Origin of the sequence: uncultured Sphingomonas sp., from assembly GCF_964235535.1 — a bacterium.
Taxonomy (GTDB): Bacteria; Pseudomonadota; Alphaproteobacteria; order Sphingomonadales; family Sphingomonadaceae; genus Sphingomonas.
Genome location: NZ_CAXSBH010000076.1, coordinates 1 through 8,318 on the forward strand (window position 1 = coordinate 1; position 8,318 = coordinate 8,318).

Sequence of the window (8,318 nt, forward strand, 5' to 3'; positions counted from 1 at the left end):
TCGATCATCAGGCGGAGGCAGGCGACGCCGTGCGCCTTCAGATATTCGAGGTGGCGTTCGACGGCGGGCAAATCGCGGCGGCGGAACAGGCCGTCGAGCTCCACCCAAGAGATCGCGTCGTTCTGGCCGACCGGCGTCCAGGGGCGGCCATGCTCATCGACGAAATAGGGGGCGTTTGGGGCGACGTCGATCCAGGGGAGGGTCGCGGGCCGATCGTCGCGGGCCATGGGTTAGCGGATCGGTCCGAACATGCGGGGCCCGCCGTAACCGATCCGTTGCGGGTGGGTAGGGGGAAAGGAGCGGCTCAGGACGTGGGCGCGACGATCTCGACGGGTTGGTCGGTGGCGGGCGGGGTCGGGGCGGGCGACAGGTGTTCCTCGATCGCCGCGGCGGACGGTTCGGACAGCATGGCGAGCACCGGCTCGGGGTCGGCTTCGAAACGGGTCGGCTCCGCCGGTTCCGCATAGTCGTAGGTCGGGACCGTTGGGGGTTCGTCGAAGGCGTGTTCCTCCGGCGGGGGTGGGGCGGCGTCCGGCCACTCGCCGACCGACGAGATCGGCGTGAAGCTGACCTGGGCGGGCCGGGTGGGTTCGTAGCCGCGAAGGATCGGCGCATCGTCGTCGCGAAGCGCGACCTGTCGGTAGTAGGGGTCGATCGCGGAGGTCGTCAGGTCGCCGATCACCAGCCCGCCGATAACGGCGCCGACGACGGGCAGACCGATCATGAGCCAACGTCCCGCGCGCATGTAGCCCCCCATTGCAGCTCCGTAACGATCGAACGCCGATCCGGCCGGACCGTTCCGGCCCCATACAAGGATTGGTGGTTAACTCCCTTCTAACTCGCGGCGGGTACCGCCGGCGACGATGAGACAGGTCGGCGTCCCCCTTTTCAGAGCGGCCGGTGCGGTGTTCGTGCCGATGCTGGCGGCATCGTGCGTGCCCGTCGAAAAGCCGCGCGCGGTCGCGGCGGAGCGGGTGATCGTGGAAGCTCGGCCGTTGTTGCGGCGGTTGGCGCTCGATGTCCCGACCGCGATGCCCGCCTCCGCCGTGTCGGTCATGGTACCCGCCCGCGCGCCAGGGTCAGCGCCGCCGCCTTTCGTCGCGGCGGGGGGAAGCGAGGACGACCGGCGGCGTGCGGCGGACTGCCTGACCGCGGCGGTCTATTACGAGGCGCGGTCGCAAGGACCGGACGGACAACGCGCGGTGGCGCAGGTGGTGTTGAACCGGGTTCGCGACCGGGCCTTTCCCGCGAGCGTGTGCGGGGTGGTGTATCAAGGGTCGCAGCGGCGGACCGGGTGCCAGTTCTCCTTCACCTGCGACGGGTCGATGGCGGCGCGGCGCGAGCCGGGCGCATGGGAGCGCGCGCGGGGCGTCGCGGAAGCCGCGCTGGCCGGCGGCGTGTACGCGCCCGTTGGATCGGCGACGCATTACCATACGACGGCGGTCTCGCCCTGGTGGGCGCCGAGCCTGGCGCGGATCGGGCTCGTGGGGAGCCACATCTTCTACCGTTGGCGCGGGGCCCTGGAGCGGGCGCTGACCTTTCGGCAGGCCTATGCGGGCGCGGAGCCGGGGGCGGCGGTGGGCCGGGCGGTGTCCGCCGTGCTCGCGCGCGTACCCGTCGAGGGGGGCGGTCAGGTCACGATCCACCGAGGGAGCGACACACCGCGCGAAGGCGTGAGCATCGCGCGAACACTGGTCGCGGCAGGGGTACGCGTGCATTTCAACCGCGGCGCGCCGGGCGAGGAGGCTCAGGTCGTGTCGGGCGCCTATGCGATCGAGGGCGCGATCGTCTCGGAGGAGTCCGACCCGACCTGACGCTCGCCCATCAGGCCTCGGCGGCGAACATCGCGGGGCGGTCGGTTGCGGGCGCGCCGGCGGCGACGACGCGGAGGCGGTGTTCGGAGGGGTCGGCCGGGTCGAGCACGAACATGCCCGCGTCGCGGTTGGCGACGAGCCAGGCGACGTGCTCGCGCGTGATGCGCTGGCCGGGAACCAAGCGCGGAACGCCCGGCGGCGAGGGGGCGATGATCTCGGCGGCGATGCGGCCGGCGCAGGCTTCGTAAGGAACCTCCTCGACGGCGGCGAAGAAGGCGTCGGGGCCGGGCATCGCGCGCTCGAAGCGGAGCGTGGACAGGCCGGGGAAGACGGGCGCGGCGGGCAGGATCGACGGATCGGCGCGCAGCTTGTCGGAGAGGTCGGTCAGCGCCTTCACCAGCTTGCGGACGTCCTTGGACGTCGAGCCGGGGGAGATCCCGACATGCACATGACGCGAGTCCGATAGCCCGACATGAAGGTGATGATGCTCGTACAGCCAGTCGTCGGCCGCGTAGCCCGCGACGCCGAGCGCCGATAGGTCGATCAGGATCATGGTCCGATCGAGCTCGGTGCGCGGTTCGACGCGGTCCTGGCCGTAGACGACCAGGCCTGGGATCGCGGCGATGTCGGTGCGCGCCCGCTCGGCCAGGTCGAGCGCGTCGCCCCACATCTTCGCGCCTTGGGTCGCGTGGTCGCGGCGGGTCGCGTCGAGGCTGCCCAGGATGGGGATCGACGGGCTGGTCGTCTCGAACAGCTCGTAGGCGAGCGCCAGGCGCTGCTGGTCGACGACGTCGCCCTTGGCGAGGAGGACCGAACCTTGGGCGAGCGCCCCCATCGTCTTGTGGACGCTGCACACCTCCACATCCGCCCCGAGCGCGAGCGCGTCGGAGGGCAGGCGGGGCGAGAAGGCGAAGGCCGCGCCCCAGGCCGCGTCGACGATCAGCGGGATGCCGTGCGCATGCGCGATTTCGGCCAGGCGTTCGATATCGCAGGTTATGCCGTGATAGTTGGGCGAGACGACGACCGCCGCCTTGGCGTGGGGGTGGGCGTCGAGCGCGGCGGCGAGGGTGGCGGGGGTGACGACCGTCTCGATATCCCAGACGGGGTCCACATCGGCCTGGAGCGGCACGGCGTCGAGGCCCGCGACGAGCGCGTAGTTCCATTCGGCCTTGTGTGAATTGGTGGGGAGGAGGACGGTCTCGCCCGCCCGCGCGACGGCGGCGAGCGCGGTGTGGAGGCTCTGGGTCGAACCGCCGGTGATGAAGCGGCACATGTCCGCGCCCCAGGCGGCGGCCGCCAGTTCGTGCGCGCGGTTGAGCGCATGGTCGCCCTCCGTCCGGTCCTCGACGCCCTTGACGGTGAGGAGGTCGGCCTTGAACGCCTTGGCTCCGACGAGCGCGCGCAGGCCCCGGGGGATGGCGGCCCCCGCGCTGTGGCCGGGCGCCCCGAAACCGGTGGTGGGGTGGGCTTCCGCCTTGGCGAGGGCCGCGACGAGGGGGGCTTGGGTTTGGTCCATGCCGAACGAGCGCGCGGCGCGAGTCGTCGGTTCCGAGCATCACGCCATAGGTTATGCCGTTAATAAATTACGTCTATTTCGAGCCCCGCCGCTCACTCCCTCTCAGCCATCGCGCCGGCGCAGCGCCGCCAGCTCCCGCTCGCGCGCGGCGCGCTCGTCGGGGGTCATTCCCGCCTGACGGGCACGCTCCACCAGCTCGAGCTTGGCGAGGATCGACGGCGCCAGCTCGTCCAGCGTGGCTCGTCGCGGCGCGCGGCCGGGAGCGCGACCCACGCCGATCGCCCGGCGCTTATGCAGCCCGAGCAGCCGGATCGCGTCGTCGAACGACACCGGCCCCATCGCCGCGTCGGGCACCATGTCGGCGTCGCCCAGCATCGCGCCGGCCGCCGCGACCGCCGCCGTCGCCAGCCGGTCGTACCCGTCCTCGATCGCCCGGTCCCAGCTTTGCGCGAAGGCGGGCCAGCGCTTGCGGTGGGCATAGGCCGACGTATGGCTCAGCCCCGCCTCCGTGCAGGCCCGCTTGACGTTGCACGACGCCGCCAGCGCGCCGAGGAAGCGCGCCTCGACCCTCGGCGTCCATTGCCGCGGCCGAGCGCGCGCGACCTGCGTCCACCGCCCGTTGGAGCCGCGCACCGCCAGCTCCTCGCCGTCCTGCGCCCGCCACCGCCCGTCCGGCCCGACCCCCGACGCCCCGCTCAACCGAGCCCCGTCCAGCCGCGCCTTCGCCCCCGCGACCGCCGCCGCCATCGCCGCGCGGAAGGCCGGGTCCGCGGCCCCGTGCAGCGTCACCCACGACCGCGAGACCTTGGCCCGCTCCGCCGCCAGCGTCTTGTTCCCCGTCGCCGCCAACGCCGCCAGAAACGCCGCCCGCCGCCTCGCGCTCGTCTTCGCCGTCATGCTCCGCCATCCCTCTCGACTCGCCGGGCGAGGGGATTAGAGCGGGGCCGGTCTTGTAGGACAGCCGAATTCCGTCGCCGAACGGTGGGCTACGCGGCGAGTAGGCCCACATCGCGCCAATCGTGCGACAAGTCCCGAACCTTGGTCGCGACGTCGGACAGCAACACCAAGTCCTCGCTCGACCAAGCGTCCAGGCGCTCGGTCACAACCTCGCGCGGCCAATCATCATTCGCCTGCCGCAGGTCGGCCAGCTTCATATAGGTCGACGAGAGCGCGTTGGTGTTGGGGGACAGCACCTCGAACACGGCCAGGCGTGCGTCGCTCAGCGTCGCGACCAGGTCGAACCGGTGCCGCTTGCCGCTGCCGCCGACGACCTCGCGGTCACGGCGAAGCTGAAGCGTCGGGGCGATCTCGCGGAGCCGTCGCTCCACGCGGTCGGCGATGGCGGCCTCGGTCCGCTGCGCCGCCTTGACGGCCGTCCGGCTGCTCCACTCGCGCGCGGCCTCCGCGACGAAGGCGATGGCACCGGCCAGTTGCGGGGCGCTCACGTCGCGCGCAAAGAAGACCTGTTCCTCGAAGCTCAGGCCAAACCGCGCCGCGATCGCGTTAGCGCGCTGCGTGTCGCTCGAACTCAGGTCGTGGACGCCGAGCGCGAGCAGGTCGTCGCGCCCCGACCCTTCGTCGCTGACGGTGAAATCGCCTCCCGGCTTGGGACGCACGGCGACCGTCGCTAGCGCGCCGCTGGGCAGCAGGGTGGATGTCGAGACGCGCACTTCGCCGCTGATCCCATCCATGCGCTCCAGCGCGAGGTCGAGCGTGTCGATCATGCCGGGTCAGAACTCCAATTTGGGCCGATGGGGTGGCGGCTCGACGCGCCCGGCTATACCGCAGATCTTTAGAAAAAGCGCGAAGGCGTCCTCGACCGTGGCGGGTTCCGGTCGTAGCGACCTGCCGACCCCGATTTTATCAGGCCGCGGCCAGAGGCGATCGTCATCCCAGCGGTAGATGCGGCTCGCATCGGCGGGCAGCTTCAGCCGCTTCAACTCGGCGGGGATCGGGTAGCGGGCGGGATTCACGTGCGAATGATCGGGGCGGAAGGAGAGCCGCTGGACCGGCGCGCGGTCGAGCAGGAAGATCGCGTTGCCGCTCGGGGATGGGAGGTGCGTTAATACGTTCAACCGCAGGCTGACGCCCCCGATCAACGCGCCGTCTTCGTCCGCGAGCGCGGCCGACAACGCCGCCTTCGGGCCCATCTCGTTCCACTGCGGCGCGCCAAGTATGCGCTTGGGCGCGGCGAGCAGCGCGTCGATCTCGACCGGCGTACGCATTACGCGTCGGCCGCTGCCTTCTTCCGCCGCGCCGTGCGCCGGTTCGCCGTCGCCGCGCGAAGCGGTTCGATCAACCGCTGATAGCGCCCGCACAAATGCTCGATGCGCGCGCGGTCGTCAGCGAAACCGCACGTGGCGTAGAGCCGGTCTACGGTGGCATCGAGCTCGCGATGCGCGCGCCTCAGCTTGGCGGGCGTTGGTGTCGGGATCGTATACGTCGGCAAGCGTTGAGGTCGCGTTCCTGGGCAGCCCGCGCGCCGTCGCCTGCGACCGAGTCGGGGCTGTGCGGTCAAGCCCATTCGATGCGCAGGCTTGGGTTCGTCTCATACTGATCGATCAGCGCGTTATAGCGCTCGACGATTGCGCGCAGGCTCCCCATCGCGCCCGCCGCGTCAAAGGCACCGAGCTCTAGCACGTTCAACGCCAGGAACTGCTCGATGACTTGAAGGTCGATTCGGCCAAGCAGTCCGCGCTGCTCCGCCAGCCCCGCCGCCACGGCCGCGCCTCTCGCGGTGGTGATGATGACCGGCCTGATCCCGGCGTCGATATTAGCGCGGCATTTCTCGATCAACAGCTCGCCGGGGCTGGCAGTGACGTGAATTGCCGCGTCGCCAACATCGAAGTCGCCGCCTCGCCCTCCCTGATCGCTCGTGTTCGCGCCGTGATGCGTGATCGTCGCGCGATCTGCCAGCGCCAGCTCCAACTTGGCGCCCACCAGATGCTGCATGACCGCACCGACGACCATCGCCCCCGCGCTCGCCTTCTGCCGCTCTCGCGCCTGGTCGAGCAAGTCGGCCACGATCGCCTGTACCGCCGCCCCCGCCTCGCGCCGGAGGCGGAAAGGCTTATTCTCAAAATAGCCGACAATCCGGTCGACCCAGAACCGCTCGCAATCGGTGGTGCTAAACCCGGGCTCGCCCGCCAACTCGTTGAGCAGGGTAACATAGGCGCGCATCTGCTTGGGCGCTCCCCGATTGGTGCGGCCGGACTCGGTCCCGAACCGGTAGGAAATACCATGGCCGGCGAGGATGACGTTGCCAGCGGCGCCGTTCAGCCCCCGCACCTGCGAGCCGCTGTCCGACAGCTGCTGCTCTGGGTCGAGCGGCAGGCCGACGTCGCGCGCACGCCGGCTTATCACCAGCCCGACGTTCATCGCGCCCCGCGTAGTAAACTTGTTCGCTGCCGCAAAAGCGGCCAGCTTGTCGAGTACGGTCACGCCGCTAGCGCCCGACCAACTCGCGCGCCCAGCACCGGCTCGAGCAGATGCTCGGCGATGTGCCGCACCACTGGCACGGCCACGCCGTCCCCCGTCAGGTGGTATGCGTCGTTGTAGCGGGAGGGGAGCGGATACTCCTCGGGCAGGCCCATCAGCCGTGCGGTCTCGCGCGCGGAGATCAGGCGCGTGCGCACCGTGCCATCCTCCACAACTATGATTGTCTGCCGGCTGGAGCCGCCCCCGGGCGTGCGCAGGCAACCCGCGACGTCGTCGAAGCGGACCTCCGACCGCTGCCTCTTCACGCCGCCCTCGATACGGGTGCGGTTATAGACCCCACCGACGGACCGCCCGGGCGCATCGCGCGCGGCGTTCACCTTGGCGAGGTTCACCTCGCTCATGCGGCCGATAATCCGCGCCGTCTCCTCCGCGTTATGCCAGCGCACGTCGCGCGGCGCGGCCTCGATCACGTCCGCCAGCCGGGTGTTGCGCGTCGGCGGGACCGGCGGGCTCAGCCACAGCCAATCGCGCCGGAGGTCGGGGCGCAGCCCCGCCTGCGCCTGACGCAGACGGGCCGGGTGCCAATGCGCCGAGGGCTGGTCCGGCCTGCTCACCGGCAACGCGCGGTCAAAGGCAACAATGAATAGGCGCGGGCGCGATTGCGGCAGAAAGTCCGCGGCGTCCATTATCAGCGCGCCAAAACGGTAGCCGATCTTCGCCAGCATCGCGCAAATATCAGCGAAGTCGCGACCGCCATGGGAACTCAACAACCCGCAGACATTCTCGATCACGATTGCTCGCGGCGCGTGCCCGCGCTCGCGCAAGCCGAGCATAAGCAGATAGAATGGCAGAAACGTCCCCGACCGCTCCCCCGCCAGACCAGCACCCGCACCCGCCAACGACAGATCCTGACACGGAAAGGAAGCCCAGGCGAGGTCAGCGCGCCCGACCGGCAACTCGTCCGTCCGCAGCTCGCCGACGTCGCCGATTTTCAGCTCGGGCGGCGGCACGTCTCCTTCACCCCAGGCGTTTGCGTAAGCAGTCGCCTTGGCCGGGTCGAAATCGTTTGCGAATAGACACCGCCATTCGTCGCCCAGCCCGGCGCGCGCCATTCCGCCACCGGCAAAAAACTCCAGAAAGCTGAACCGCGCCATAGCCGACCTAACCAGCGCGGCGAAGAGTCGCGCTACTTGCTCTCATTCCTGCAATTATAGGGGAACGCAAGCGGAACGAGGCCATGTTCGTACGCCCTGTAACCCCGCCTCCGTGCTCGGCACCGCCCGCTTCGCCTCGTCGACCGCTAGCACGAGGCAAAGCGGGCGACGGCCGTAGGCATAGTCGTCGGATGTCGACAGGACTCCACAACGGAAAAAGGCCCGAGACGATACGTCCCTAGCCTCCTCCGTTTCAGCGGTGAACCGCAGGTTAGTCCCGGTCGCCCGTCAGGAACGCCGGGGCGAACTCGGGCGCGGGGCCGTCCTCGTTGCCCGCGCGCTCGGGGCGGGGGGCGCGGTCGCCGCCCCGGTCGCCGCCGTCGCGGCGGGGGCCGC

General features: G+C 70.3%; 10 protein-coding genes. 1 reads left to right on the top strand and 9 read right to left on the bottom strand.

Annotation, left to right across the window (positions count from 1 at the left end):
* Together ACFE7F_RS14945 and ACFE7F_RS14950 are read right to left on the bottom strand one after the other, a co-directional pair.
* Positions 1-227 (bottom strand): hypothetical protein (locus tag ACFE7F_RS14945; RefSeq protein ID WP_375404646.1); only part of this gene is annotated, 227 nt, incomplete at its 3' end.
* A gap of 77 nt (positions 228-304) precedes the next feature.
* Positions 305-724, bottom strand: a complete 420-nt coding sequence (locus tag ACFE7F_RS14950) for a hypothetical protein (protein ID WP_375404647.1) — start codon at positions 722-724, stop codon at positions 305-307.
* A 139-nt stretch (positions 725-863) separates the two neighbouring features.
* On the opposite strand from ACFE7F_RS14950, the gene ACFE7F_RS14955 reads away from it, so the two are divergent.
* Positions 864-1,814 carry a cell wall hydrolase gene (locus tag ACFE7F_RS14955; protein ID WP_375404648.1) on the top strand — a complete coding sequence of 317 codons (951 nt, stop codon included), beginning with the start codon at positions 864-866 and terminating at the stop codon, positions 1,812-1,814.
* A gap of 10 nt (positions 1,815-1,824) precedes the next feature.
* Here the strand turns inward: ACFE7F_RS14955 and ACFE7F_RS14960 are convergent, their stop codons facing one another.
* The 7 genes from ACFE7F_RS14960 to ACFE7F_RS14990 form a co-directional block, all read right to left on the bottom strand.
* A complete protein-coding gene (locus tag ACFE7F_RS14960) occupies positions 1,825-3,330 on the bottom strand; it encodes an aminotransferase class I/II-fold pyridoxal phosphate-dependent enzyme (RefSeq protein ID WP_375404649.1) in 1,506 nt (501 codons plus the stop codon).
* Positions 3,331-3,432: 102 nt separating this feature from the next.
* Complete coding sequence (locus tag ACFE7F_RS14965) at positions 3,433-4,227, bottom strand: hypothetical protein (protein WP_375404650.1); 795 nt, start codon at positions 4,225-4,227, stop codon at positions 3,433-3,435.
* Between the two features lie 89 nt (positions 4,228-4,316).
* Positions 4,317-5,054, bottom strand: a complete 738-nt coding sequence (locus ACFE7F_RS14970; RefSeq protein WP_375404651.1) for a hypothetical protein — start codon at positions 5,052-5,054, stop codon at positions 4,317-4,319.
* A gap of 6 nt (positions 5,055-5,060) precedes the next feature.
* Positions 5,061-5,555, bottom strand: coding sequence for a hypothetical protein (locus tag ACFE7F_RS14975; RefSeq protein WP_375404652.1), 495 nt, complete (start codon positions 5,553-5,555; stop codon positions 5,061-5,063).
* Entirely contained in the window at positions 5,555-5,779 is a 225-nt protein-coding gene (locus ACFE7F_RS14980; protein ID WP_375404653.1) for a type IIL restriction-modification enzyme MmeI, read from the bottom strand. Before ACFE7F_RS14980 ends, ACFE7F_RS14975 begins: the two co-directional genes overlap by 1 nt.
* Before the next feature lie 65 nt (positions 5,780-5,844).
* On the bottom strand, positions 5,845-6,771 hold the full coding sequence (locus ACFE7F_RS14985; protein ID WP_375404654.1) for a DUF4928 family protein: 927 nt from the start codon (positions 6,769-6,771) through the stop codon (positions 5,845-5,847).
* Positions 6,768-7,922 carry a DNA cytosine methyltransferase gene (locus ACFE7F_RS14990; protein WP_375404655.1) on the bottom strand — a complete coding sequence of 385 codons (1,155 nt, stop codon included), beginning with the start codon at positions 7,920-7,922 and terminating at the stop codon, positions 6,768-6,770. The genes ACFE7F_RS14985 and ACFE7F_RS14990 overlap by 4 nt, the downstream gene beginning before the upstream one ends.
* Positions 7,923-8,318: the final 396 nt, after the last annotated feature.